The sequence below is a fragment of the Hamadaea sp. NPDC051192 genome (assembly GCF_040682475.1).
GTDB lineage: Bacteria > Actinomycetota > Actinomycetes > Mycobacteriales > Micromonosporaceae > Hamadaea > Hamadaea flava.
The window spans coordinates 90440-117155 of record NZ_JBFBAZ010000007.1; the positions used below are offsets into that span (position 1 = coordinate 90440).

Consider the following 26716-nt stretch of genomic DNA (forward strand, 5'->3'; position numbering starts at 1 on the left):
AGGCGGTCTTAAAGACGAACCACCAAGATCCATCAGGTTCTCCCCGCTGCCGACTGCTGCCATGATACTGACAGCACCATGCATGCGAATACACAGTTATGTCGGCGTTCAGCCTCAGGTTGCTACTTCCCTGCCTCGCCGGGCTCGACCGGGCGGCGGGTCGTGCCGGAACCCGCGCGACGGCGTCGAACCCCGCCCGGGGCCGGCTGGACCATGGCCGCTGTCGCTGTCGCTGTCGCTGTCGCTGTCGCTGTCGCTGTCGAACCGACGGTGACGTGGATCATGTCGCTCGCCCATTGTTCTCGTTATCGAGAATGATAATGTTGCCGTCATGCGGAACCCCAAGGAGAGCTGGGCCGAGCTGGCGTTGCACCCGGTCCGGATCCGGATCCTGCGATCGGTTGCCGGTGCCCGGGTGACCACACGCGAGCTCGTCGGATTACTCCCCGATGTCCCGCAGGCCACGCTCTATCGGCAGCTGACGGTGCTGGTGAACAGCGGCCTGCTGGAGGTGGTGGAGGAACACAAGATCCGTGGGGCAGTGGAGCGCGTGTACGCACTCGCCGCGAGCGCAACGCCCGACACGGCAGCTCTGGCTACGGCCACGCCGCAGGACCACGACCGCTACTTCACAGCGTTCATGACGAGCCTGCTGGCGGAGTTCAGCCGCTATCTCCAGCGGGAGCAGATCGACTTCGTCGCCGACGGCGTCGGCTATCACCAGATCGTCATGCAGCTGTCCGATGCGGAGCTCGCCAAGTTCGCGGCCGATTTCAGCGCGATCCTCGGCCCGCTCCTGAACAACCAGCCGGGCGACGGACGCCAACCCCGCCTGCTGGCGACCATCTTGATGCCGGCAAGGCCACAGGTGGACACCAGCGTCGAGGCGCCCAGCGGTGACGATGAAGCGAAAGGAAACCCATAAATGGCATCGATAACGTTCGCCGAGGAAGCGGTCACCATCCGGTTCAGTGGGTGGGAGCGGCTGTGGGTCGGCCGTGAGCGTCAGGTCATTCCGCTCGCTGCGATCCGTGGTGCCGCCTATGTGGAGCGTCCGTTGAGCCTGGCCCGTGGCGCTCGCCGAGGCCTGGTCGTGTCGGGCTACACCAAGGTGGGTGTGTGGGGGATGTTCGCCGGTCCACGGCAGCTGGTAGCGGCCCGCCACGGCGCGCCCGGGGTTCATCTGGTCCTGGACCGTCCGGTATCCGGAGGCGAATTCGATGAGGTGATCGTCTCTGATCCGGCGGCCGCGAGCCTCGTCCAGGCGATCCAGCACAAGGCAGGGGCGCGCCGATGACCGACACGCGCCTGGCTATCGAAGTCTCACACCTGACCAAACGATTCGGCACGCTCACCGCAGTCAACGATGTCAGTTTCACCGTCCAGCCCGGTGTCGTCACCGGTTTCCTCGGCCCGAACGGCGCCGGCAAGACGACCACCATGCGCATGCTGACCGGCCTGGTGACGCCGACCTCCGGCACGGCGACCATCGGCGGACAGCGATACGCCCAGCTCAGCCGCCCCTCCAGCGTCGTCGGCGCGGTGTTCGACGCCAACGCCTTCCACCCCGGACACACAGCCCGCGACCACCTGAGGGTGTACGCCGCGATGGGCGGACATCCCGACAGCCGGGTGGCCGAACTACTGGACCGCTTCGGCCTCGCCTCCGCTGCGAACCGGCGCACCGGCACGTTCTCCACCGGAATGCGGCAGCGCCTCAACCTGGCGACAGCATTACTCGGCGATCCGCGGGTGCTGCTGCTGGACGAGCCCAGCAACGGCCTCGACCCTGAGGGCATCTCCTGGCTGCGTGGCTTCCTGCGCGGGCTGGCCGCCGAAGGTCGCACGGTCCTCATCTCCAGCCACGTGCTCAGCGAGATCGAGCAGTTCGCCGACGATGTGGTGGTGCTCCGGCACGGCGAGCTGATCGCCGCCGGACCCTGGTCCCAGCTGGCCGGGCCGCCCTCGATCCTGGTCGGCAGCCCCGACGCCGACATTCTGGCCGACGTCCTTGCGGCGCAGCCGTCGACGTCGCGCGTCGAACCGATCGGCCCTGGCCGCCTGCGGGTGTTCGGGCTGGACGCTGCGGGCGTCGCCGATGCTGCCGCCGCGCAGGGGTTGCGAGTGCACGAACTCACTACCCAAGGCTCCAATCTGGAGGAGCTGTTCCTCCAGTTGACTGCCGACAAGCTGGCCGCCGACAAGCCGGTCTTGGCTGGGCCGACCCCTCTGACACAGGCAGGTGCAAGGTGACATCGTTGATCACAGCGGAGATCCGTCGTCTGCTGGCAACCCGGATGTGGTGGGGACTTCTGTTCGCGGCGGCGCTCCTGGGCGGCGGCATGGTCGGCGCGATGGCTCTGGTCGGGTCGGAGAACTTCCAGCCACGCATGCCGGGCCTGGACACCGAATCCGGTGTCCGGTCGATTCTCGGCATCGTCGGCTACACCGCGTTCATCCCCGCCGCCGTCGGGACGATCGCGGTCACCTCCGAATATCGGCACCGTACGGCGGCCGTCACATTCCTGTTCGCCCCACGTCGTTCCCTGGTCCTGTGGGCGAAGCTCATCACGTACGGAATGGCCGGGCTGGCCTTCGGGCTGATCCTGTCCGGCACCGCAGCGATCGCGCTGTTCGGTGTCGCCGCGGCTCGGGGCATCCCGCTGGGCTTGCCCGGCCTGACCGTGATCGGCCTGCTCGCCCGGATCGGCGTGGCGATGGCGGCGTACCTGCTGATCGGCGTCGGCGTCGGTGCCCTCGTGCGCCATCAAGTCATGGCGCTGTCCATCGTGATCGGCTACCTGTATCTGGGCGAGACCCTGCTGATGCTGATCCCTGGGGTGAACCAGCTCTACCCGTTCCTGCCCGGCGGAGCCACCGCCGCCCTGACCGACTTCACCTACCTCGCCGAAGCAATCTCACAGCAGACATCCACGACGTCGGTGGGTTTGCTGCCGCCGGTCGCCGGCGCGCTCCTGCTCCTGGCCTACGCGATGAGCGCGGCCGTCGCCGCTGTCATGGTTCCGATGCGCCGCGACGTCACCTGACCACCGGCCCAACGTCGACGGCCGTGAGGAAGAGCGCCATGAAGGCGACGTCATGACACGATCGCGAACTGCGGACCTTGGCCTGGCATCCGTCGGCCCTCATGCCCGCGCCGAACGAGGCCATCCCTGGCCCCAAGAGCGACCGTGACGCGTCTTGCGACTATTGGGATCATTAACCCAGGTTCGCCCGGATCTCAACCTCGCGAGCCTACGACCGCCGAGCGCACCCACCGTGGTCATCAGGGCGAAACCGACCGACCCAGGCCGAGACGATCCTGGACGTAGAGGACCAGCACGCTCCAGGCCGCACCGAGTCACGTTGAAGATCAAAATCGTCAAGTCAAGGGTACGCACAGCGGCGTGGGACAGCGTCCACCGGAACCCGGCGGCCAGGTCCTTGCGCAGCTCACGGGTTTGCCCCACCGGTGACTTCTCGACCGGTGGCTTCGCGACTGGCGTCTTCCTGGGTCCCGGGTGGCGTTCCACGCGGCCAACGAACGTGCCGTCACCGTTGCTCCGGCAAGCAACTGATCGGGCACCTCGGCGAGCGAGTCCACCGCGGTGATCGCCGGGTTCAACAGGCCGTCGGGAGCAATGCCAGCGCTCGCCGCTGCCGGCAGCTGCACCGTCCGGCGCGCTGGCCCACAGCCGGCGTGACGACAGGTATCAGAGCAGCCCGGCATCCCGGATCATCATCGCCGCCGAGACGCGGTTGTCCACGCCCAGCTTCGTGAAGATACGCGTCACCGTCGTCTTGGCCGTGGCGAGGCTGAGGTAGAGCGTCCGGCCGATCTCTACGTTGGACATCCCCTGGGCGAGGGCCACCGCGACCTCGCGCTCACGTGGCGAAAGCGATGCGGCAGCCGCCGCGATCCGGGGGTCCGCCGCTGGATGTCCGGTGGCAGCGGCGATGACGGTCGCGGTCACCGACGGCGACAGCACCGGCTCTCCACGGTGCGCCGCCCTGATGGCGTTGATCATGTCCGGCGGGTCGGTGTCCTTCAGCAGGAAGCCCCGTGCGCCGATACGCAGTGCCCGCAGGACATAGTCGTCGGCCTGGAACGTCGTGAGCATGATGACGTGGGGCGGCGACGCCAGCCGGGCGAGGCGCTCCATGACGGCGAGCCCGTCCAGCCGCGGCATCCGGATGTCGAGCAACACGACATCGGGTGCCGTCTCGTGGATGACCTGGAGCGCCCGGTCGCCGTCGTCGGCCTCCCCGACGATCTCCAACTCGGCGTCGGCCCGCAGGATCAGGTGCAGTCCGCGGCGTACCAGAGCATCGTCGTCGACGATCACTATCCTGATCATGCGCTCGGCCGCGGGAGGGTCACGGTCAGCTCGAAGCGGCCGTCGACCGGCCCGACGGTGACAGTGCCGCCCAGCAATTGCGCCCGCTCGGCGACTCCCACCAGGCCCAGACCAGCACCCGCCGGCCTTTGGTCCTCCTCGCGGCTCAACGGATTACCGACCTTCAGGACGATCGAGTTGTCCGGGCCGTCGTCGACGCGTACCTCCACTGGCGCCTGGGGCGCGTGCTTGCGGGCGTTCGTCAGCCCTTCCTGGAGGATCCGGTACGCCGAGCGGCTCACCTGTGTGGGCAGGTCGTCCAGCCCGGTCGCGGTCAAGGCGAGTCCCACCGGCGTATCGGTCGAGCGGGCCTCCGCGACCAGGACCGGCAGCTCCCGCAGCGTCGGCTGAGGTGGTTCCGGACGGTCGCCGGTGCCGTCCCTGAGGCCGGACAGGATTGCCCGCAGCTCGTCGAGGGCCTGCTTGGCGTTGCCGTGGATGACTCGGGCCGTCTCCCGGGTGGTCTCCGGGTCCAGATCGTCCCGATAGACCAGGGCACCGGCGTGCATGGCGACCAGGGAGATCCGATGGGCGAGCACGTCGTGCATCTCGCGAGAAATCCGCTCCCGCTCCTGCAGACGTACTTGCTCCATCCGGGCGTGCTCGGCGTCGCGGCGGGCGACCCGCGCGTCCTCGCGCAGCGTCCGCTCAGCGGAGACGCTGCGCAGCAACCAGCCCGTCAGCGTGGCCCCGGCCAGCCCCGCCACAGCCACGGTCAGCTCCACCGTCGATGCGACCATCCAGCCACGGTGATACGGGCCGATGAGCAACTGGGCGATCTTCGTCGCCACGAGCCCGACTCCGGTGACGAGCACGACCAGCGACCGGCCGCGCCGCAGCGCATAGGCCGCCTGCACGGCGAACGCCGCGCCGACGCTCGCCGGGCTGAGGAACAGGCAACCAGCGACGATGAGGAGACACCACGCCGCGGATCGACGCCACAGGGTCAACGCGACGATCGCCGTGAGCCCGGCGACGCTCTGCACCAAGATCATGTGCCAGGGCCGTTCGGCCGGCGAGAGGAAGGCCGCGAGGTGATAGAGCCAGAACAGCGCCGCGACCGCCCCGCCGAGAGCCACGAACACGCGCCCTGGGCTGGGCTGATGTACACGGGCGGAAGGTGTCACTCGGCCAGACTAGCGAGCTCCGCTGGCGGGTCGTGGAGACCATCGGCTTCATCCCGTAGCCGACTGGCCTGTTCCGATGCCCGACCGCGAGCGTCATGCCCGCCCGGTTGAGCCCTTCGCCCGCAGCGGCGGCGCCGCCTCCCGCAGTTTGCTGAACGCATGATCACCCTTACCGATCTGAGCAAGCGCTATCGGGACACCGCGGCGCTGGACGGGGTCTCCTTCGAGGTGCACGCGGGCACCATCGTCGGCCTGCTGGGTCCCAACGGCGCCGGCAAATCGACCGCCCTGCGGATCCTGCTCGGCCTGGCTCGAGCGGACACGGGCCAGGCCACCATCGCCGGCCGGCCCTACGCCGACTGGCCGAACCCGACGCTGGTGGCCGGGTCGCTGCTGGACGCCGACTGCTTTCATCCGGGGCGTACCGCACGTGAGTCGCTTCGGCTGGCCGCACGCACCATCGGGCTGCCACCCGGCCGGGTCGACGAGGTCCTCGACGAGGTCGGACTGCCTGGCACGGCAGCCGGCAAAGCGGTCCGGGCCTTCTCGCTCGGTATGCGGCAGCGGCTCGGGCTGGCGTCGGCGCTGCTGGGCCGACCCAGCGCGCTGATCCTCGACGAGCCGTCCAACGGGCTGGACCCGCAGGGCCAACGGTGGCTCGCCGGCCTCTTGCGAAGCCGCGCCGACCAGGGATGCGCCGTGCTGCTCTCCAGTCACCAGCTGGCCGACGTCGAGCGGCTGGCCGACCGGCTGGTCATCATCGGGGCAGGCAAGGTCCTGGCGGACGACACCCCGGACCGGCTGCGTGCTCAGCACGGCAGCATCGCCGACGTCTACTTCACGCTGACCGGCGGCAACGATCGCCCCGCCGACGCTGAAAGCAGGTGGTGACCATGCACACGCCGCCCATCGACCGACCACGCCCGTTCGGCGTCCTGGTCCTCGTGGAACTGCGCAAACTCGTCGACACCCGGTCCGGCATGGTCCTCGCAGCGGTCGCCGTGGTCCTGAGCGGGGTCTTCGGCGCCGGCGCGGTGCTCTATCGGCAGCCTGCCACCGTAGGCGACATCGCGCTGCTGGCCGGAGTACCAGCGGGGACACTCGGCCCGGTCATCGCGATTTTGCTGGTGACGGCCGAGCGGACGCACCGCACCGCGTTGACCACGTACGCCTTGACGCCCCGCCGGCATCGAGTCCTGCTCGCCAAGGCCAGCGCGGCCGTCGCCGTCTCTGCCGCCATCACTCCCCTGGCGCTGGCGGCTGCCGTCGTCATCGGCCCCGTCGGCGCGCTCGCCACCCGCTCGGCACTGGTCTGGACCGTCGACGCCAGCGACCTCTTCAGATTCACGCTGGTCAACATCGCGCTGGCCTTGACGGGCTACGCCCTCGCCCTGGCGATCGGCAACGCGCCGACGGCGATCGTCGTCGTGCTGACGTGGCCGATGCTGGTGGGCCTGCTTCGAACGGCCAGCCCCACTGCCGGCGAGGTGCTCCGGTGGCTCGACATGGCAGTGGTGGGCGAAGACGTTCCCCGCGCCCTGGCCTCCTTCGTCGTCTGGATAGCGCTCCCCTCGTTGATCGGCTTTCGACGGGTGATCCAAGCCGACGTGCGCTGACCTGGGCACCGGCCGCCCGGGTGGGGCCACCGCCCACCCGGGCTGAGGCGCGCCAACAGCCGTAGGCCGTTCACGTGCGCATCGACGGATGTCGCGCATCGCGCACGTGTGAGCGCGTGTGAATGAGTCGCCGGTAAGCAGGCGCTCACACAGGCGCTGCGAGCCGGGCGGTGTGAGCGCGTGTGAGTCGCCTGAGGGGGTTGTGTGAGCGTGTGAGCTGGCCTTCTGGACGGGTTCGTGGTGTTCCCGAGCTCGAGGAGGTTAGCGATGGCTCTCAGCCATGGGATGTCGGCGTTGCGGATCGTGGAGGCGTCGTTCGTGGCGTTGACGGCGGAACCGGACCCGCTGGCGTTGAACGGTGTGCCGCTGGCGCGGCTGCGCGATCAGCTTCTGCACGCCCACACGCCGCTGGCAGACAAGGATTGGGCATGGCAGCGCCTGGTGGGCCTGGCGCGTGACGGTGAACCGGCATGGGTCGTCGCGACGGCGGGCATGGCCTTGCCGGGGCTGGCACGGCATGCCCGGATGCTGCAGCGGGTGCGCGGCAGCGACCGCGACGAGATCGAGGCCGGCTTGGTCGCCGGTTTCCTGGACGCGGTGGCCCGGCTCGACCTGGACCGCCCGGCGATCGCTGCCCGGCTGGTGTGGGCCGCGCGGCGCTACGCAGCCCGCTCCCAGCCCCGTCTGGCCGAGCTCCTGCTGCCCGACTTCGATCGGCACGTCGACCACCGGCGGTGCGGCCATCCGGACTTCGTCCTGGTCGACGCGGTCGCGTTGGGCGTGATCAGCGACAGGGACGCCCGGCTGCTCGCCGCGACGCGGCTGGAGCAGGCTTCGGACGATGCCGTGGCCGCAGCGATGGGCTTGCGGTTGGACACGATGCGCGTACGCCGGCATCGAGCCGCGCGCAAGCTCGTCACAGCGCTGACATCGGGGGTGCTGTGATGGCCGGCATCGCGATCAGCGACATCGTCATGGCGGTCGCCGCGCTGGTGCTGGCCGGTGTGATGACCGGTGGCCGGCTGTGGGCGTGGCGGTCGTCGCGCCGGTTGGCCGTGGACGCGGTGCAGGTGCGCATCGTGCCGCCGCCGACGGTCGACGTGGCCGGGGCGGTCCAGTTCTGGACCACGATGGCCGCGGTGGTGCGCGGCCACGGCTGGCGGCGGTGGCTCGGCCGGCCGTATGTGAGTTTCGAGTTGCGGTGGTCGCGGCGGCAGCTGACGGTGGCCGTGTGGGTGCCGCGGGCGGCCGACGCACACGCGGTGGCCACGGTCGCCGGCGGGGCGTGGCCGTCGTCGACGGTCACCGTCGAACCTGCGGCACCTGCTCACCAGCAAGGTGTGGCCGCCGGTGGCGGCCTGGTGCTGGCGCTGGCGCACGGTCTGCCGCTGCAAACCAAGCACGAGACGGACCCGCTTCGGCAGCTGGTCGCGGCCGGTACTCGGCTGTCCGGTGGGGACACCGCGGTCGTGCAGATCCTGGCACGGCCGGCGGCCGGGTGGCGGGTCGGCCGCCTGGCCACGGCCGGCCACGGCCAGCCCGGCCGGATGGCGGGCTGGCGGTGGCTGGCCGATCTGCTCTGGGCCACGCCCCGCCCCCGGACCGTGGCCGCCCGGCCGGATGACGGCCGGGCCCGGCTGGTGGCCGGCAAGCTGGCCGCCGGCCCGCACTGGCAGACGTCGGTCACCTACACGGTGATCTGCCCGACCGGGCAGGACCCGGCCGCGGCCGGGCACCGGGCGGCCGCATTGGCGGCCGGGTTCGGGTCCGCGTTCGGCGTCTACACCGGCGCGAACCGGCTACGGCCCGTCCGGCTGCCCCACCCCGATCCCCACCGGCGGCAGCTGGGACGCGGGTTCGTCCTGTCCACACCGGAACTAGCTGTCCTGGCCGGGCTGCCCACCGACGTCGCCGTGCCGGGCCTGGCACGCGCCGGCGCGAAAGCCGTCGCGCCGCCGGTCACCGTGCCCAGCGGCGGCCGCAACACCCGGGTGCTCGGGGTCGCGCAGGTCGGCGGGCACAAGGTCGCCCTGTCGGTGCCCGACGGCCGTCACCACACGCACATCGTCGGCCCGACCGGCGTCGGCAAATCCACCCTCCTGGCCAACCTGGCCCTGGCCGACGTGCACGCCGGACGAGGCCTGGTCGTCGTCGACCCACGCGGCGATCTCGTCGACGACATCCTCGACCGGATCCCGGCCACCGCCGCCGACCGGCTCGTCCTGCTCGACCCGCGCCAGGACCCGCCGCCGGTGTTCAACCCGCTCGACGCCGACGACCCGGACCTGGCCGTCGACAACCTCGTGTCGATCTTCTCCCGGATCTACGCCCGACATTGGGGCCCACGCATGGACGACATCCTGCGCGCAGCGCTGCTCACCCTGTTCCAGCACGCCAACCCGATGCTGACCCTGGTCCCACCGCTGCTGCTCAACCAGCAGGTCCGCGCCAAGCTCACCGCCGGTCTGCACGACCCGGCCGGGCTCGGCGGGTTCTGGACCGCCTACGAGCAGCTGCCGGCACCGCTGCGAGTCCAGGCCATCGCCCCGGTCATCTCCCGGCTACGGGCGCTGCTGATGCGCTCGTTCGTACGCACCGTCGTCGGCCAGCCCCGGTCGAGCTTCGACATGCGCGCCGTCCTCGACGGCGGGATCCTGCTGTGCCGGCTACCCAAGGGAACCCTGGGCACCGAAACCCGCAACCTGCTGGGCAGCTTCATCGTCGCCAGCGTGTGGCAGGCCGCCACCGCCCGCGCCGACCAGCCCGAACATCTACGGCGCGACGCCACGCTGATCCTCGACGAAGCCCAGAACTTCCTGCACCTGCCACACGGCATCGACGAGATCTGCGCCGAAGCCCGCGGCTACCGCCTCTCCCTCACCCTGGCCCACCAGAACCTGACCCAATTCCCCCGCGAGACCGCCGAAGCGATCTCCGCCAACTGCCGCAACAAGATCTACTTCGCGGTGTCGCCGGAAGACGCCCGCGTCCTTGTCAAGCACGTACGGCCCGAACTCGACGAACACGACCTCACACACCTCGACGCCTACCACGCCGCCGCCCGGCTGCTCGTCGACCGGCAGGCCACACCCGCTTTCACCCTCACCACCCTGCCGCTGCCCGACCCGGTCGGCGCCGCCGATTCCCTGCGCCGCACGGCAGCCGCCGCAGCCGCAGCGGCTCGCACCGGCCCGGCGCCGGCCATCGCCCGCCTCGCCGACCTGCCCGACGATCAACCCCTGCCCGCGCTACTTGCCGACAACGGCGCAGCCCGCACCGATCCAACAGGCGACGACCACCACGAACACCCAGCCGGCGCCACCAACGGCGGTGACCAGTGACCAGCTTCGAAGGACTCCTCGACCGATGGTTCGGCAACCGGGCCCGCAGCAGGGGCAGCAGCAGGGGGCTCTGGCGCGCTGCTCCCCCTGCTGCCGGCCCATGGCCGCCGTTCTGGCAGCTCAGCGGCGACCTCACAGAACCGGTCACCGCCCAGACTTCCCCTACTGGGGAACCCCCAAGACACCACCAGCGACGTATCCACGCACCCGCCGACCTCCTGGCGATCGCACCCCACCTCACCGACCGGGACCTGATGATCGCCTCCTGGCTCGCGCGGCACGACGTGCTCACCACCGCGCAGCTCGCACAGGCCTTCTTCCGCAGCCCGTCCACCGCCGCACACCGGCTCGGCGAACTGCAGCAACTGCACTGGATCAACCGGTTTCACCGGCCCAAACCCGGCGGCGGATTCACCGCCTGGCACTGGGTCATCGGCACGCTCGGCGCCCACTGGCACGCCGCCGCCGTCGGCCAGCACCCGCCCACCCCCGCCGCGCTGCGCCGACGGTGGGCGCAACTGGCCGCCAGCCCCGTCCTCAACCACCGGCTGGGCAGCCACCAGTTCTTCCTCGACCTGCACGCGCCGCTCGACGCGACCACCGCGATCCCCGCCCCGACCGGGCTCCTGGCCTGGTGGCTGTCGGCCAACGAGAGCGCCGAGACGTTCCTGCGCCGAGTGCACCCCGACGGCACCGGCCGCTACGGCGCGGTCCGGTTCTTCCTCGAGCACGACACCGGCAGCGAATCCCTGCGCGATGTGGCCCTGAAACTGCGCGCCTACGAGGCGTTGCGCGCCGACGGCGGCCCCGGCTGGCCGATCCTGTTCCACCTGCCCAGCCGCAGCCGGGAGGACAACCTGCACCGGGCCCTGGACAAGGTCCGGTTCACCGTGCCGGTGGCCACCGCCGTGCACGGCGACCCGCCGACCGGCCCGGTGTGGCGGCTGGCCGGGCACGACACCGGGCTATATCTCACCCAGTTGCCGTGCCAACCCGCGACCAACAACCTCTACGGCGGGCAGCTGTGAAGATCTCTCTTGCACTCGTCACGACCGTGTCGACCGGGCTGCTTCTGGTGTGCGGGCTGGCAAGCACCGTCCTCGGCGGCTCGGTAACACTGCCCGGCCTGTGCGACGTGTCGCCCAGCGCTGCAAGCAGCCCGGCGACGGCGAGCGCCGGGCCGCCGACCACCTCGTCCGCGCCTGCGCCGCCGGCGAGCAGCCCGGCCTGCCCGGTCGGGGCGTGGACACAGCCGGTGCACGCGAGTGTCGTGTCCGGCTTCCGTACCCGATCACGGCCCACTCACAACGGTGTTGACCTCGGCGCGACCCGCTTTACTCCCATCCGCGCCGCTTCTGCTGGCGTCGTCATCGTCGCCCGCTGCGACGCGTCCACCGGCGACTGCGACCACGACGGCTCCCCCACTGTTCCCGGCTGCGGATGGTTCGTCGACATCCAGCACTCCGGTGGCGTCATCACCCGCTATTGCCACATGGCCAGCCGACCCGCCATCGGCGTCGGCGATGTCGTCACCACGGGGCAGATCATCGGCATCGTCGGCAGCAGCGGCCACTCCTCCGGGCCGCACCTGCACTACGAAGTCCACCTGAACAGGGACCGATCCAGCTCTGGCGCGATCAACCCCGTCGCATTCATGCAGGCCGTGGAGGCGCCGCTGGAATAGCGCGGTCCTTGTAGGTTCTCAATAGACCCTTTCGGTCTCTCAAGATTAGGTCGGTGTAGATGTCGGTTCCGACATTCGGCCTATCAACCGAGTAGCAATTGCTACCTGCACGGACGGCGTAGCAGTTGACCTTGCGGAGCGTCACGCATACTCCTGTTCCAGGATGGCCAGGTCGCGGTTGGCGAACTGCATGTGCGCCCACTGGTCGCTGAAGATGACTTGCAGGCACTTGGCTGCCGTACGTTCGGCAGGCGGCGGGCAGCCGATTGCGGTGTTCGGCCCCCGCACCCGATCCAACTCCTCCTGCGTGACCTGCGCCAGATACGCGCGCAGATCGGCAATCCGCTCGGCGCGCACGGCGAGGATTTCGCCGAGGGTGGGCGCGGCCGATTCATCGATGCCGAACTCCGCTCCGTTGGTCGTGAACGATGCGGGCACGCCGATCGGATGGAACGGGTTCGGGCGAAGGGCCGCCGCGTGGCCATACCACGCGTCCACGACGAAGATCGTGTGCCGCAGGGTTTCGGCCAGCGACCATTCGTCGTTCACTGACCTGTAGGCGGCCTCCTCCGGCAGCGCGCTTGCGCGTCGCAGCGCCGCTTGCCACAGCTCCTCGATGACATCCACCGCGACGCGCATTGCCTCGGGTGTGGTCGGCCGCAGTCGCAGCCGTTCGGGATGAAGGCGATCCAGCTCGGCCTCGATCAACGGCATGACCTCCACGCCGTTAACGCGCAGCCCGTCGATCGCCCCATCGATGTCGGCGTCCAACAGCAGCACGCCACGCATCCGGGCGCCGCTGAGATCCACCTCGCGGAAGGTCGCGCTGGCCATTGACAGGTCGATGAACTCCGCACCCTCGTAGTCGGGCTGCTGCACGAATCGCGTCACCGGCACATCGTAGGAGCCCTCTATGACAAGACCCGCTGACACGACGAGGCTCCCCTCGGCCGCCTGGACCGTCCAGGCGCTGGCCGCACCGGACAGACGCTGCTTCAACCCGCCCACTTCGACCGCACCAGATGCGGTCGGGCTCGGCCTCGGCAGTCCTTCAACCCTGCAGCGAACCAGTCACAGGGACAGCGACGCTCACACGTACTCACAGCCCAGCTCAACAGCATGATCATCGATCATCGCACAGTGGACTTCGCCAGCGGGCCATGCGTATCGTCGAAGAAACATTCATCCATTCTTTAGCCCTGCCCAGCCCGGCCGATGCCGGACACCGACTGCTTCCTGACCCACCACGGTCGGCAGGACCTGCAGCGGTCAGTCCTTCAGGTATTCGCCGCCAAGGCTGATTTTCACTCGACCCGCTCGGGTCTTCCTCACGCGTGCCGCGCGGCCGTCTGTCCGCGCGATGCGGTCATGCCGTGCGTCATGCCGTCCTGCCCAGGAGGCGACCATGGCCAACCATCCGCGCGGCGACCTGTCCGCGCCTGACCGTCCCGATGACGGCGAACTTCTGCCCGTCCCGGTGCTGCACCTGGACAGCCCGATCGGTGTGATCACCGGTGTGCGGTTCGTGTGGTCGCACCGATGCCGCTGGTGCCAGGTGGCGCCGGGCCTGTTCACCGACGACGGCCGGATCGAAGCCGGCCTGGCGATGCTGCCGTTGCGGCGCAGCGAGCCACTGGTCGTGCAGTGGTTCACCCGTCTGCTGCCCGCCGCAGCACCTGAGATTCCGGTGGAATGCCCGCAGCCGGCTTGCCGGCATCCCCGGGTGCGCAAGCTGCCGTCAGGGCCGCTGGCGCCGTATCCGTGGCTGGAGCACGTCCAGTCGATCACCGCCGAGCCGATGCTGGTCGAATCCACGCCGCGGCAGTATCGGCCTGTGCCGGCGCAGGTGCGGGTGACCGGCATGCTCGCCCAGATCTGGAGGCATGTGCGCCGGGCCGAGCCTCGTCTGGCGATGCAGGCCGACGAACTGTCGGTCATCGTGCCGCGCACCCGCTGACCACACTCCCCCGTTTCGTGCCCGTAGCCACCCTGGCTGCGGGCTTTGTCCTGTTTGGAGGTCTCACATGAGTGTCGTTCTGACCGGTGTCACACCTGGTCGTCGCCTGGCTGTCGCCACTGACACCGCATCTGCGCGGCAGCTGCCCACGATCGTCTGGTCTGACGCAACGCGGCTGCCGGCCGTCTGCTCGCCGGTGCGAGGGCTCGCCCGCGGCACTGCGACCCGACCCGATGCCGCGCCCTGGCACGGCAGGGACCGGTTCGCGGCGCGGATCGCGCCGGTAGCGTCGCTGCCGGTGCGGCTGCGGGTCGCCACGGTCCCGGCGTGTCGGACCGCGCGGATGGCGGTGCGGTGATGGAACGCCTGGCATCTGGCATCGATCCGTGGCGCGCCTGGTCGCAGGACTCGTCGCACCCGCCGGCGGACTGGGCGACCGTACGCGCGGTCAGCAGGGCCGCCCGTGAACTGATCGGCACCCTGGACGTGATGCTGGCCGACATCGGCGCGGCCGGGCCGCGCGAAACGCAGGACGCCACGTTCCTGCTGCGCGGCATGCTCGAGGTCGCCGACAACCTGTTCTGCGAGGTGGTCGAGGGCGCTCATCGCGCCGGTCAGACGGTGCCGCCGGTGACCGGTGACCCGATCACTGTCGTGTGCGACGTCGACGGGGACCCGCCGGAGCTGCTGGTCGTGCTGACCGTGCCCGGTGGGAAGAACCCGTACCACACCGTCGACGCACTGCTGACCGACGCCGGCGTGTTGGGTGTCACACCGATGCTCGCTTTTCACGGCGACATCACCAGCCTGGTCACCGCGGGGTCCGGGCTGCGGATCCTGCGCATCCCCGACTGATCACACCGCGCATGTACCTGCGGCCGGGCCGATCGCGGCCACGCCGCCCCGGGCGACCCGAGTCACGTGGCGCGCACGAGCGCGCCCGGGCACCGGTCGCCAGTTCTGCCGCACCTTCGCGGCGCTTTCCCATGAGTGAAGCCCCAGGCGTACGCGCGCCCAGGGCTTCGACGGGTCACCCATCGAAAGGAGTCCGACCCGATGAACAACACTGTAAACGACGTCAACGCGCAGTTCGCTGCCGAACGCGCCCGGCAGCTGGCGGGGGTCCGCACCGCCCAGGACGACCTGCAGGCGCGGATCGACGCCGGGACGCTAGTGCCGCTCGGCGACGGCCGGTACCGGATCAACGACCCGGGCAGCTTCGACCACGGCGAGATCTGGGTGCAGCGCGGCGGCCTGGTGCTGCCCGAGCACGGCCTGGACGTCAGCCGCGGGACGGTCGCCCTGTACACCACCACGCCGGCCTGGCATCAGCTGGGCAACGTCGTGCCGGGTGGGATCAGCAGCATCGACGAGGTGCTGCGGCTGGGCGGCATCGACTTCACCGTCCACAAAGCGCCGGTGCTGTACCGGACGCAGGCCGACGCGGCCGACCGGCTGGCCGCCGACCACTACGTCACGTTCCGCGACGACACCGGGGCGGCGCTCGGCGTCGTCGGCAGCCGCTACGAGGTGTTGCAGAACGTCGAGGTGTTCGAGTTCCTGCAGGACCTCGTCGACCGGTTCGACGTGGTCTGGGAGTCCGCCGGGGCGCTGCGCGACGGGCGGCGGGTGTTCGTCAGCATGCGGCTACCCGACACCGTCCGCATCGACCGGGCCGGGATCGACGACGCGATCGTGCCGTTCATCGTCGGCGTCAACAGCCACGACGGATCCAGCCTCACCCAGGTCGTCGTCACCCCGTGGCGGCCCGCGTGCGGCAACACCGAACGTATGGCGCTGCGCGACGCGCACACCCGGTGGGGGGTGCGGCACACCCGCAACGCCCGCGAGCGGGTCGACGAGGCCCGCCGCACCTTGGGTCTGTCGGTGGACTACTTCGCCCGGTTCGCCCGCGAGGAGCAGATCCTGGCACAGACCGACATCGCCGTGGCCGACTTCGACGCGCTGGTCGAGCAGCTGTGGCCGTCGCCGGACTCCGACGCCCCGGCCCGGGTCCGCAACCGGCACGCCGACCGGCAGGGCGTGCTGCGCGCGCTGTGGCACGGCAACGCCGAACGGCTCGGTTCCACCGCCTACGCCGCCGAACGGGCGGTCACCGAGTACTGCGACTGGCGCACCGGCATCCGGCCCACCGGCAGCCTGCGCGGCCGGAGCCTGGCCGCCCGCGCCACCGCGGCCCTGGAAGGCACCCATGACGCGACGAAGACCCGCGCCCATCAGCGGCTGCTCACCCTGGTCCGGAGGTGACGATCATGACCGAACCGATGACGGCCGGACCGGCGCCGGGCATCCGCCGCTACCGGCTCACCGCACCGCTGCGGTATGCGCCGTGGAACCTGCCCGCCGTGCAGATCTCGCCCGCCGAGTCCGGCGGCTGGCTGTGCTGCGGGCTGACCTGGCCGGGCCCGACGCACAGCACCTGGCGCATCGTCGTTACCGGCTACAGCGACCATGGCGTCGTCGTCCTCTACGACCAGCCGCAGGCCATCCGCCGGCCGGTGGAACGGACCGGCTGGGGCCGGCAGGCCCGCGAGGTCCTCGCGTCGGCGTGCGCGTTCCTGCTCGCCGACGCCGACGCCTACCGGCGCACCATGGGCGGCGGCACACCAGACGACGGCTGGTGTTTCACCGAGCAGGTCGCCGCGTGGGCGTACCTCAACGACGGCGAGCTGGCATCGCTGGCGGCCGACCTGGCAGGTGCGCCGTGAACGCCGTCGCATGGCTGCTAGCAGTTGCGGCGGCAACGACGGCGGCGGTGGCAGTCCGCGGCCACCAGCTCCGAATCCGGTTGACCCGGCAGCTAGCCGAGGCGACCTGGCGGGCCGACCACGACCAGCTGACCCGGCTGGCCAACCGGTACGTGCTGGACCGCGCCCTGACCCGATGGCTTGCCGGCCACCAGCGGGTCACCGTCGCCATGATCGACCTGGACGACCTGCACGGGATCAACCGTCGGCTCACCCACGCCGCCGGTGATCTGCTGCTGTGGTTCGCCGCCCGCAGGATGCAGCAGGTCGCCGAGCACACCGGCGCGATCGCGGTACGGCTCGGCGGGGACGAGTTCGTGCTCGCCTGGCCCGACCTCGACCCGACACAGGTCGACGCGCACAGCATGACCCTGTTCGAGCACCTCACCGGCGAGCCGATCGACCTGGGCCGGCGCACCATGCCGATCCGGGCCTGCATCGGCGTGGCCACCGTGACCAGCCACGGCCACAGCAGCCCGTCGACGCTGCTCGCGCACGCCGACCAGGCCGTCGCCTACGGCAAACAGGCCGGCCGCAACCAGCGGGTGCTGTGGCATCCCGGACTGTCCACCGGCGACGGTCACACCGCCCGCCCGATCCGGCGGCTGCGCGACCGCACCTGACCCCCAGGCCCGCCGCGACGCCCGACTCGGGCTGAGACGGCGGGCGCACTCCCCTGGCCATGCCCGGCCTCACCACCGTCTGTCCCGGGCATGGCCAGCAGGCCCTGCCCGGGACCGGCATCCCACACGAAAGGAAACCCTCATGCCATGTCCCCACCGGTCGCCGCTGTGGCTGACCGCAGACCTGACCACCACCACCCTGCCCGGCCGATTCCCCGGCCGGATCTGGCTCGGCCCCGCCAGCACCTTCGACGAGCCGTGGCGAGTCGACGTCGACACCCGCACCCTGCGGGCGATCCGCCGCAGCCTGCACAGCCTCGGCGACCGGGAACAGCAGCTAGCTTCGGCCGGCTGGACGCTGACCCGCCGATGGCAGCTCATCGACCCGGACTCCGGCCGGCTGCGCCCCGGCCACCGGTGGCAGATCGTGTCCACCGAGACCGGCCCGGAGGACCTGCTACGGCGCGACGGCTGGTGGCGGCTACCCGGCTGGCTCGGCTTCGAACCCGACACCTTCCCACCGCCGCTGGCCCGCCTGTGCCGGGTCATGGCCCGCCTGCACGGCTTGCGCACCGGCCCGTCCGACCAGCCCGTCACCGCCGACCAGATGTCGGCCGTCCTGCTGGACGCCACCGGCGCGCTGGCCGAGCTGGCCGCCGCAGTGCTGGCCGACGCGGACCTGGCCGACCCGGCCGACCTCGCCGGCACGCTCGCGGCAGCGGCAACGGAGCTGGCCGACGCCACACCCGGCGCCCCGGCCGCATCCGAGACGACCGTGCTCGGCCGGGTCTGGTCGGCGCTGCTGCTCGCCCGGATCTCCGACCGGCTGATCCGCACCGTCATCGCCGCCTGACGCCCTCCGGCGTCGGACAGCCTGCTCGACCTCACGTTCACGGCCGTGCCCGGCCGACACACCACCCGGGCACGGCCACCAGGCCGTGCCCGCAACCTGCGAAAGGGAACGCCGCACATGCCTGACCTTGACCCCCGCCCCGGATCCACACCCGACGACCGCCTGCCGAGCGTCGCGATCGTCGGCGGATCGCTGACCGGAACCGTCGCTGCGCTGATGCTGACGTCCGCCGGATTCCCGGTGACCGTGTACGAAGCCGCACCCGCCGCCGCATCCCCCGCCGGTGGGCTCCTCTCCCTGGAACATCCCGCCCTGGAGCTGCTCGACCGGCTCGGCGTCGACCAAAGCGAGTACCTCACCGGACCGGCGCAGCACATCGAGCAGATCACCGTCATCGACCGCCGGCCGACGGCCACCGTCCGGCGCGCCTACCCGGGCCGGTTCACCACCTGGACGCTGCTGCACGCCGCGTTGTCGCGGCGGCTGCCTGACCCGATCGTCCATCGTGGTGTGCGGATCACCGGCCTGGCCCGGCACGGCGACCAGCCGGTCCTGGCCACCGCAGGCGGGCCGACCCCGCCGGCCGACCTGATCCTGTTCGCCGACGGGCGCACCTCCACCGGCCGGCAACTGCTCGATCCCGGCCGGCGGCTGCGCTACGCCGGCTACGTCGCGCATCGCGGCACAACGCCCAGGATCCTGCCGCCGGGCGACTTTCAGCGATTCGAACCCGGTCCCGGCGCGCAGTTCAACATCGCCCCGGTGCCCGGCGGCGCGGACTGGACGTTCTACCTGCCCGCCACCGCCGACGCCTTCGCGACCCTGTTCGGCGACCGGCCTGACCGGCGGGCGTTCGTGCTGCCCCACCAGGTCAGCGCGGCCGCCCGGGTGCACGTCGACGAGCACGCCACCCGGCTGCTGCCAGCGGCTCAGGCTGGGCTGGTGGACGTCACCGCGCACCGCACCGCCGTGCCGATGATGGACATCGACCCGCCCACCCGCATGGTGTGGCCGGTCGGTGGCGGGCACGCGATCCTGCTCGGCGACGCCCTCGCGCCGGTGCGCCCGCACACCGCCCGGGGCGCCAACAACGGCATCGAGCAGGCCGCCGGCCTGGCGACCGCCCTGACCCAGCACGCGTATCGCGGCGCCGACCTGGCCGGGGCGCTGAACGGCTGGCAACGCCGCCACCTGCCCACAGTCGCCCAGCACCTGCGGCTCGGGACGCAGATCGCCGACAAACTCGGCCTCGCCCAGCCGGTCACCGACCCGGCGCCTGGCGCTCCCGCCACGCGGGCGCACGCGGCCGTCGGCGCCGGGAGCCGCAGGTGAACGGCGGCGAGCCTGGCTGGGCGTACCGGTTCGTCGCCGACGTGGCGGCGCTGACCGCCGACGGCGATCTCGTCGCCGACGACGACCACCCGGGGCGGCTCACCGAGTACGAGATGGAGAACGACCACGCCTGGCAGACCCTCTACGGGCTCATCCACGAGGCGCGCGGCCTGCTCGAGACGCGCGACACCACCGACGGCCACCCTGACGCGCAGCCGACTACGACGGTCGCCGGGCCGGGTGGGCAGCTGCGGCAGCTGCTCGGGCCCGACGCGGATCTGCTGGCAGCCGATCTGGACGTGGCCGCCCGCCGCTACCACGACCAGGCCGCCCACATCCTCAGCCGACAACCCGACGGGCTCACCACCGCAGCCCGCGCCACCCAGCTGGCCGCAGCACACCAACAGTCGGCGCAACGCTGCGCGCAGATCGCCGAGCGCATCCGCACGCTGCTCGCACCCGAACACAACGGCGACCCCGACGGCCGCTGACCACACCCCGGGCGGCCAGTGGACCGGGCTACGCCTGCGTGCGCCTCAGTCCCTCACCGGCGTCCGCCGCGCGCAGCCGGTCCGTGGACCCGTCCACCTTCCCACCATGTCACGCCGTCCCAGCTGGGGCGGTATCCGTTCTTATGAAGGAGCATCATGCAAGACAACCCATCGACGCAGAACGCTCACGGCGACCTCGGCTATCTGCGGCGGCAACACCTGCGGCCCGGCAGCATCGGCCTGTTCGCCGGCGACTGGGCGTTCACCGGCGGCCGCGTCCCGCAAGCCTTCATCGGCATCCTGGTCGACTGGTGGAACGGCGCAGCCGTCTGGTCCTGCTCGCGCGAGGTGGCCGAAGCGGTCGTCGCCGACCAGCAGCGCATGCAGCGGCAGGAACGCCTCGCGGCCCGGCGCGCCGGGCACAGCCGCCACACGTCGCGGCGGCAGGTCGACGAACTGCTCGCCTACCTGTACTTCGACGGCGACGACATCGTCGTCGACGAGCGGGGACACCACGAGCGCAGCCGGATCTGCCCCGACCGGGACGGGCAGTACATCATCAACGGCTGGGCGTGGATGTGGCAGGTGGTCGACCCGGCCGTGTGCGACACGATCGTCGGCCCGATCCCGACGTACGGAACCCAGCAGGCCTACGAGGTCCTGCCGCACACCGGTTTGCGCGTGCCGCACGACCGGATCCGGGTCACACGGCTACCGCATCAGCGGCGCGATCCGCAGATCGTCGCGGAGCTGACCGTCGACGGCGAACTGGTGGCCACGGCCGAGCACGACGAGGGCGACTTGCGCCTGCTGCCGCTCACCGCCCGGTTCGACGCCGACTGGCTCGACTTCGTCGCCGGCTGCCGCTACCGCGGTCAGCCGGTCGGGGAAAGCGACGTCGTCGACGCGCTGCTCACCGAGTCCGACACCGACCATGTCATCGCCCAGGCCGACGCACTGTGGCGGCAGGGGCTGCTCGGACGCCGGCCGACGATGTACCGACTGCTGGACGATCAGCACCGTCCGCTGGCCGTCTACGCCGACATGCCGCTGCCGCCCGACCGCGAGGCGCAGATCGACCTGGCACGGCAGCTATCCGAACAGGAAACTGCGCGATACCCGGAGCTGACGACGTTGCGCTGGCAGTACTGGACCGGTCACACCTGGCAGTACCTGGGCGCCGTCCCTGCGACCGCATCGCAGCCGACGCGCCCGGCGCTGCCAGCCGCCGTCACCAAGCAGCAGTGGCCGGTCTGCTCGGCCGCTCGCGTCGGCCCCGCCACAAGCGACGACTACATCGTCGTCGCCGACCGGGGCGACGAGCACGCACCGGCCCGATACGCCACCGTCCACCTGCGGTTGCGCCCGCACCGCACGTCCATGCTCGGACAACGCCTCGACCTGACCTGGGCGCAGGCGCAACGGTCGATGATCGAATGGGCTGGGCTCGTCCTCGACCGGCATGTCGAGGTGCTTGTCTACTCCCGGCCAGCACACCGGCAGAGCCAGGCGGTGGTGTTCGTCAACGGGCATCCACGCACCGCCGACGACCGGATCACCGTGAGCACCGCGATGTTCCATCTCGACGCTGACCTGCGCCGCCAGGTCAGCGACACCGCACTCGCCCGGGCCGACTGGAACCGACGCCAGCAGCGAGGCCTGTCCGACGCCGCCCAGGAGCACGCCGACCAGACACTGACCGCGTTCACCAGCGCGGCCGACGTCGCCGGCCCGCCAGTCTGGACGCCCGGTCCTCACGTATGACCCGCCGATCGTTGCCGAACCTCCCGGCAAGGGGGCCGCACGGCGTGAACACCACAACGATGCCTGCGCCCTGCGACTGCCGACGATCCGGGGCTGATCGGCACGACCACCGCGGCACACCGGCCCGCGCCGGCGCGCTGACCGCCGCGACCTGACCCGCCGGCACTCCCTCGCCGCCACCATCCTGCACACCGGCCGCTGCCCGGCCGACGCGCTTTCCCGCGCACCCGGGCACGGCCGTTGGCCGTGCCCGGACGACCACCATCGCTCATGGAGGAATCCCATGCCCGAGCACGGCACCCTACCCGCCGAGCAGCCATCGCACCCGCAGACAGCCGGCGCACATCCCGCGCACGACCCAGGCCTCACCGGACCGCCCGACCCAGACCAGGCATCCCTGTCGAGGGTTCCCGCCATCCCCGTGCAACTCGCCGTACGGCCGACGCTCGGCGGGCTCGCCGTCCCGTGGACCACCGCCCGAACCCCGGACGGCCGATACCGGTTCGGCTCCATCGACTTCAATCGGCACCGTCAAGCGCTGACCGACCGGCTGTGCCAGATCTGCGGCCGACCGCTCGGCGACCGGACCGTCTTCGCTCTGCGGCACAGTGATCTGCAGACGCTGACCAGCCACGAACCCGGCATGCACCCGGTGTGCGCCGCGTACACCGCGGCAGCCTGCCCGATGGTCGCCGGGCGGATGCACCACTACGGGGCACTCCCGTCCCTGGCCGCGGCTCTCGCCGACCTGGGCATCACCGTCCACGGCGACCCCGCCGGGGCACGTGCAGGCACGCCCGCCGAACCCTGGCATCTGCTGTGGACCACCGGCTACTACGTCTTCACCCAACCGCGGACGCAAACCCTCGCCGTGATCGTGCCAGCAGAGCTGGTCCTGCGCGTGCGACCGGTTGCCGCCGCATCGGCGGCCACGAACGCATGCGCACGCGGTGACATGTCGCATCCGGGACGCTCCTCCGTTGCGATGCAGGCACCCGATGTCGACCTGGCAGCCACCGGAACCGGTCGGCCAGCCTTCGCCACACCCGCAATGCCGCACGCAGGAACCGCAGAACCCACCGGAACAGCGGCACCGGCCGGAGACGCCTCGCCTCCGAGCACAGGTACCGCGCGCGTAGGCGGATCTGCATCCGCCCACCGGCCGGCGCGCGTGGCCGCCTCATCCGGTAACGCCGACGGACACCGGAGGGCAGTGGCGTGACGATCAGCCCACGGGAAGAGATGGCCTGCGCGCTCTGCCTGTCCCCGCTCAACCTCCTTGACAGCCAATACGTGCACCCGCTGGGCCGCGACGTCGTCGATCACCGACCCCTGCCCGTCGCTACAAGCTCCCTCGACACCGTCGACCGGGCGTGCGACTTCTGCAGCGACCCGCATCCGATGTGGGCGCTGCAGGGCAAGAACATATCCGCGCTGGCCGCCGGCAACCGCTCCCAACTGCTGCAGAACTTCGGGCAGACCTGGGCGGCATGCGTGCCATGCATGGCCGACATCGACACCGGCCGACCGGAGAACATCGTCGACCGTGCGGTGCTGCGCATCGGCGCGGCGGACATCGCGTCCGTGCGCTACAGCGTCGGCGCGCTGCACCGCATCTTCCTCCAGCATCGCCGGCCCGGCCGCACGCTGATCACCACGACCGCCTGGCCCGCGCTCGCAGTGACCGCGCGAGATCTTCCACGTGTCCGCGACAGGCTCGCGGCCCTCTACCGCGGACCTGACGAACTCCCCACCGGCATACTTGCCCGCCCGCAACGACGTCAGACGGCCGACAGCCTGGACCGCGCTCGGCTTTACTTCGTCGACGAGTCGTTCACCGACCTGGCCGAGCACGCCGCCGCTCACCTGCCCGCCGTCGCTGCGCAGCCGGGACTGCCACCCGCGGACGGCGGGCTGATCCTATGGGCACGGCCGACCGCATCGTCAGCAGTGGTGGCCGCATCGTGGTCCACCCATGGTGGGCACCTCGACATCGTCCTGTACCGAGCCATCGGCGGCGGACTCGACGACCAGCCGCTGCAGCGCCTACGGGAAGAGATCGGCTGGCTCGTCCCCCTACGAACGAGCCAGCAGCCGATCAGCGAGCTCAACCGCCCACCTCATCCCGGCGGTCGGATGCTGCTGGCGACGTGGCTGCTCATCGCGCAGAAGGCCGCCGAGACCGCCCCGGTTGACCTGGACACCGCGGTGCGCCACCGGTACGCCCGCACCGGGCGACGCTTGCCCGACGTCCTCATCGTGCGCGTCCGCGCAGCCACCCGCCAAAACGGTAACCCGAACGCGCCATCGGCCGACACCGGCCGCCGCGCCTACACGAGCCGGGTCTGGGTCACCGGCCACTGGCGCAACCAGGCCTACGGACCCGGCCGCACACAGCGACGACTGGTCTATATTCATCCGTTCCTACGCGGCCCCGCAGACACCCCGATCAAACTAACCAGCACTGTACGGATTCTGCGAAACGACGACCCAGATCTGCCGCACCGCTACCCCGAGTCGTGACGACCACTGGGATACGCATGACCTACACACAGCACCGAGATCTCGAACCGCAGCCTGCTTCATAAGTCAGTTGACCTGTGAGCAGCTCACTTCTCGGGCGTCCCGCCTGCCGACTCTAGCCGGTCGGCAGGCGGGGTCCCGCGTCTCCGGGGCCTCGCCCGCCTACGCCGGCTCAAACTACTCCTGGCCGCCCAGCACGGATAGGCGAATGGCGGCGTATGCCTGATAGAACAGCAGGGCGTGCCCACGCGTCCATGGGGACCGTCGCCGCTGGACAGCGGACCCAGCCTCGTCGATTAGCACGGCGTACGCAGCCTCAGCCGTCCGCGCTAACGCGGGCCACGTCGCTACTGCACCCCCAGACATAGCCGTCGGTCAACAGGCACACCGAAAGCTCCATCTTGTCGCCCTTGAGCACGTTTCCCCACGGGTCCCAGTAGACCGGCGCCCCGGCAGCCCCGTTGTTGTTGGCCTTGGAGCCGTAGTAGACGTTGTTAAGATAGGCGTACGCCAGGATCGTCATTCCGTCGGCACAATAGTCATGCACAACGATGTAGTCGTCGTTGTTGGCCGGGTTACTCGGCGAGCCAGGGCCGTAATCGACGAACTCGGCCACGCCACAGCCGCCACCGATGCTCGCCTTGAAACCGTCATCGACCGCTGCGGCCGCCGGGCTCGCTGTAAGCACAACGGCGCTCAGCCCGGCCGCGAACATCATGAGACCTTTACCGACGATAGACGCCTTTCGCGCATTGAGCATGCTTCCTCCTCGTTGGCGTGGATGTCCCACACTATGAGGGTCGCCGCGGGCCAAGCGTCCATCAGACGATTGAATTCGCGAACGATCTTCGCTGCTGCATCGGTCAACTTTCGCAGTAGTCGACTATGAAGGTGGTGGACCTGACCGCTTCAGTTGAGAGGGCGGTTCGAAAACCTTTAACAGTATCTATGCCTTGTGTCTGATTGAGGGTCTTCCGTAGAGTAATAGTTATAACTCGATGTCGTGAATGGCGGATGTCGGTCGCGACTGGCGGATGCCTGCTGCTTTGGTCTGGTCATGGGTCATCGAAAGCCGTATCCCAGCGATGTGACCGATGCGCTGAGAGCGGACACGGCACTCTGGCTCTGGCACGGACTCGGTGATCGACTGACGTGGATCATGTTATGTGTCCATTATGGACTGGATGCATGCGCTGTTCCCGCACTTGACCGCCGTTCGTGTCGATCGCGTCCATCTGCAGAACGCGAACGTCAGGGTCGAAGCGACGTCGACGCAACTGGTCGCGGTGTGCCCGGCGTGCCAGTGCAGCTCCCAGCGTGTGCACAGCCGCTACCAGCGCCGGCTGGCCGATACCGGAGTCGGCGACCGGGAGGTGGCGATCTCGCTGACCGTCCGGCGATTCTTCTGCGACGAGCCAGCCTGCGACCGGAAGGTGTTCGCCGAGCAGATCGACATGGTCACGACCAGATTCGGACGCCGGACACCAGCAGCCGCCAAGACCGTGCGCGACGTGGGAACCGCACTGAGTCGTCGCGCCGGAGCCCGGCTGATCGCGAAGATCGGCTCGCCGGTGAATCGCATGACGCTGCTGCGCACATTGCGCGCGATCCCGGATCCGACCCGTCCGGTGCCCCGGGTGCTGGGTGTGGATGACTTCGCGCTGCGCCGGGGCCATCATTACGCCACGATCCTGATCGACATGGACACCCACCAGCCCGTGGACGTCCTGCCCGATCGCAGTGCCGACACCTTGGCCGCCTGGCTGAACGCCCACCCCGGCGTCCAGATTATCTGCCGCGACAGGGCCGGCGGCTACGCCGAAGGCGCCGCTCGCGGCGCGCCCGGCGCCATCCAGGTCGCCGACCGATGGCAGTGCGCCATGAGGCGCCTTGTCGTATCCCCGATGTAGTCGGGATGAACTCGGAGGGAGGTTCTTGGGTCCGATGGCTTACCTGGATCCGAAAGGTGAAGGGGACCGAAGCATGCCATTGAAGCGGCGACCGTGCCCAGTCATCGGGGCGGTGCGTCGCGGGGCCCGCGTGATATGGCGAAAGCTGGATTGCCTGAACTCCAATCACCAGAAGACTGAAGGTCGAGTCCGTCGGAAACGATGTCTGAAACCGACGCCGTGTCCTGCGTTGGCTTTGTGCCATGGCCGATGCAACCTCCGGGACGCGGAGCGATGCCCAGCGAGGGCATTCAAGGTGATGAGTGGAGCGCCTACGTCGCGCTACGACGT

26 protein-coding genes are annotated in these 26716 nt (G+C 70.3%); 22 read left to right on the plus strand and 4 right to left on the minus strand.

Going from position 1 to position 26716, the window contains the following annotated elements; genetic code table 11:
* The first annotated feature begins 331 nt into the window (after positions 1 to 331).
* Genes AB0M47_RS05030 through AB0M47_RS05045 form a run of 4 tightly spaced genes read left to right on the plus strand, consistent with a single transcriptional unit; the run spans position 332 to position 3047 of the window.
* Positions 332 to 925: a helix-turn-helix domain-containing protein gene (locus AB0M47_RS05030; protein ID WP_363408556.1), complete on the plus strand. Its 594-nt coding sequence runs from the start codon at positions 332 to 334 to the stop codon at positions 923 to 925.
* On the plus strand, positions 926 to 1297 hold the full coding sequence (locus tag AB0M47_RS05035) for a hypothetical protein (protein ID WP_363408559.1): 372 nt from the start codon (positions 926 to 928) through the stop codon (positions 1295 to 1297). It begins immediately after the preceding gene.
* Positions 1294 to 2253 carry an ATP-binding cassette domain-containing protein gene (locus tag AB0M47_RS05040; RefSeq protein ID WP_363408562.1) on the plus strand — a complete coding sequence of 320 codons (960 nt, stop codon included), beginning with the start codon at positions 1294 to 1296 and terminating at the stop codon, positions 2251 to 2253. The genes AB0M47_RS05035 and AB0M47_RS05040 overlap by 4 nt, the downstream gene beginning before the upstream one ends.
* On the plus strand, positions 2250 to 3047 hold the full coding sequence (locus AB0M47_RS05045) for an ABC transporter permease (RefSeq protein ID WP_363408565.1): 798 nt from the start codon (positions 2250 to 2252) through the stop codon (positions 3045 to 3047). Before AB0M47_RS05040 ends, AB0M47_RS05045 begins: the two co-directional genes overlap by 4 nt.
* A gap of 666 nt (positions 3048 to 3713) precedes the next feature.
* Here the strand turns inward: AB0M47_RS05045 and AB0M47_RS05050 are convergent.
* Positions 3714 to 4346 carry a response regulator transcription factor gene (locus AB0M47_RS05050; RefSeq protein WP_363408567.1) on the minus strand — a complete coding sequence of 211 codons (633 nt, stop codon included), beginning with the start codon at positions 4344 to 4346 and terminating at the stop codon, positions 3714 to 3716.
* 8 nt (positions 4347 to 4354) lie between these two features.
* On the minus strand, positions 4355 to 5482 hold the full coding sequence (locus tag AB0M47_RS05055) for a histidine kinase (RefSeq protein ID WP_363408570.1): 1128 nt from the start codon (positions 5480 to 5482) through the stop codon (positions 4355 to 4357).
* 201 nt (positions 5483 to 5683) lie between these two features.
* Between AB0M47_RS05055 and AB0M47_RS05060 the strand changes: the two genes are divergently transcribed.
* The 6 genes from AB0M47_RS05060 (at position 5684) to AB0M47_RS05085 (ending at position 12165) form a co-directional block, all read left to right on the plus strand.
* Positions 5684 to 6415: an ATP-binding cassette domain-containing protein gene (locus tag AB0M47_RS05060; protein ID WP_363408573.1), complete on the plus strand. Its 732-nt coding sequence runs from the start codon at positions 5684 to 5686 to the stop codon at positions 6413 to 6415.
* A 2-nt stretch (positions 6416 to 6417) separates the two neighbouring features.
* Positions 6418 to 7140: a hypothetical protein gene (locus AB0M47_RS05065; protein WP_363408576.1), complete on the plus strand. Its 723-nt coding sequence runs from the start codon at positions 6418 to 6420 to the stop codon at positions 7138 to 7140.
* A 267-nt stretch (positions 7141 to 7407) separates the two neighbouring features.
* Positions 7408 to 8085 (plus strand): hypothetical protein, encoded by a 678-nt coding sequence (locus AB0M47_RS05070; protein WP_363408579.1) that lies wholly within the window; start codon positions 7408 to 7410, stop codon positions 8083 to 8085.
* Positions 8085 to 10481, plus strand: coding sequence for a TraM recognition domain-containing protein (locus tag AB0M47_RS05075; RefSeq protein WP_363408582.1), 2397 nt, complete (start codon positions 8085 to 8087; stop codon positions 10479 to 10481). Before AB0M47_RS05070 ends, AB0M47_RS05075 begins: the two co-directional genes overlap by 1 nt.
* Positions 10482 to 10735: 254 nt before the next feature.
* Complete coding sequence (locus AB0M47_RS05080) at positions 10736 to 11509, plus strand: replication-relaxation family protein (protein ID WP_363408585.1); 774 nt, start codon at positions 10736 to 10738, stop codon at positions 11507 to 11509.
* Positions 11506 to 12165, plus strand: a complete 660-nt coding sequence (locus tag AB0M47_RS05085; protein ID WP_363408588.1) for a M23 family metallopeptidase — start codon at positions 11506 to 11508, stop codon at positions 12163 to 12165. The genes AB0M47_RS05080 and AB0M47_RS05085 overlap by 4 nt, the downstream gene beginning before the upstream one ends.
* Positions 12166 to 12306: 141 nt before the next feature.
* Here the strand turns inward: AB0M47_RS05085 and AB0M47_RS05090 are convergent, their stop codons facing one another.
* Positions 12307 to 13164: a DinB family protein gene (locus tag AB0M47_RS05090; RefSeq protein WP_363408591.1), complete on the minus strand. Its 858-nt coding sequence runs from the start codon at positions 13162 to 13164 to the stop codon at positions 12307 to 12309.
* Between the two features lie 406 nt (positions 13165 to 13570).
* Here AB0M47_RS05090 and AB0M47_RS05095 point away from each other — a divergent pair, with 406 nt between their 5' ends.
* From AB0M47_RS05095 to AB0M47_RS05145, 11 genes are all read left to right on the plus strand, one after another.
* Entirely contained in the window at positions 13571 to 14122 is a 552-nt protein-coding gene (locus AB0M47_RS05095) for a hypothetical protein (protein WP_363408594.1), read from the plus strand.
* A 357-nt stretch (positions 14123 to 14479) separates the two neighbouring features.
* Complete coding sequence (locus tag AB0M47_RS05100; protein WP_363408597.1) at positions 14480 to 14977, plus strand: hypothetical protein; 498 nt, start codon at positions 14480 to 14482, stop codon at positions 14975 to 14977.
* 201 nt (positions 14978 to 15178) lie between these two features.
* A complete protein-coding gene (locus AB0M47_RS05105; RefSeq protein WP_363408600.1) occupies positions 15179 to 16390 on the plus strand; it encodes a DUF932 domain-containing protein in 1212 nt (403 codons plus the stop codon).
* 5 nt (positions 16391 to 16395) lie between these two features.
* Positions 16396 to 16851: a hypothetical protein gene (locus tag AB0M47_RS05110; protein WP_363408603.1), complete on the plus strand. Its 456-nt coding sequence runs from the start codon at positions 16396 to 16398 to the stop codon at positions 16849 to 16851.
* Positions 16848 to 17513 (plus strand): GGDEF domain-containing protein, encoded by a 666-nt coding sequence (locus AB0M47_RS05115; protein ID WP_363408606.1) that lies wholly within the window; start codon positions 16848 to 16850, stop codon positions 17511 to 17513. Before AB0M47_RS05110 ends, AB0M47_RS05115 begins: the two co-directional genes overlap by 4 nt.
* A 142-nt stretch (positions 17514 to 17655) precedes the next feature.
* Positions 17656 to 18366 carry a hypothetical protein gene (locus AB0M47_RS05120; RefSeq protein ID WP_363408608.1) on the plus strand — a complete coding sequence of 237 codons (711 nt, stop codon included), beginning with the start codon at positions 17656 to 17658 and terminating at the stop codon, positions 18364 to 18366.
* A 117-nt stretch (positions 18367 to 18483) separates the two neighbouring features.
* Positions 18484 to 19698, plus strand: coding sequence for an FAD-dependent monooxygenase (locus AB0M47_RS05125; protein WP_363408611.1), 1215 nt, complete (start codon positions 18484 to 18486; stop codon positions 19696 to 19698).
* Positions 19695 to 20189, plus strand: coding sequence for a hypothetical protein (locus AB0M47_RS05130; protein WP_363408614.1), 495 nt, complete (start codon positions 19695 to 19697; stop codon positions 20187 to 20189). The genes AB0M47_RS05125 and AB0M47_RS05130 overlap by 4 nt, the downstream gene beginning before the upstream one ends.
* A gap of 156 nt (positions 20190 to 20345) precedes the next feature.
* Positions 20346 to 21953, plus strand: a complete 1608-nt coding sequence (locus AB0M47_RS05135) for a hypothetical protein (protein WP_363408616.1) — start codon at positions 20346 to 20348, stop codon at positions 21951 to 21953.
* 283 nt (positions 21954 to 22236) lie between these two features.
* On the plus strand, positions 22237 to 23175 hold the full coding sequence (locus tag AB0M47_RS05140) for a hypothetical protein (RefSeq protein WP_363408619.1): 939 nt from the start codon (positions 22237 to 22239) through the stop codon (positions 23173 to 23175).
* Complete coding sequence (locus AB0M47_RS05145; RefSeq protein ID WP_363408622.1) at positions 23172 to 24476, plus strand: hypothetical protein; 1305 nt, start codon at positions 23172 to 23174, stop codon at positions 24474 to 24476. The genes AB0M47_RS05140 and AB0M47_RS05145 overlap by 4 nt, the downstream gene beginning before the upstream one ends.
* Before the next feature lie 316 nt (positions 24477 to 24792).
* Here the strand turns inward: AB0M47_RS05145 and AB0M47_RS05150 are convergent, their stop codons facing one another.
* On the minus strand, positions 24793 to 25236 hold the full coding sequence (locus AB0M47_RS05150) for a hypothetical protein (protein WP_363408625.1): 444 nt from the start codon (positions 25234 to 25236) through the stop codon (positions 24793 to 24795).
* A gap of 424 nt (positions 25237 to 25660) precedes the next feature.
* Between AB0M47_RS05150 and AB0M47_RS05155 the strand changes: the two genes are divergently transcribed.
* Positions 25661 to 26386 carry an ISL3 family transposase gene (locus tag AB0M47_RS05155; protein WP_363408628.1) on the plus strand — a complete coding sequence of 242 codons (726 nt, stop codon included), beginning with the start codon at positions 25661 to 25663 and terminating at the stop codon, positions 26384 to 26386.
* The last annotated feature ends 330 nt before the right edge of the window (positions 26387 to 26716 follow it).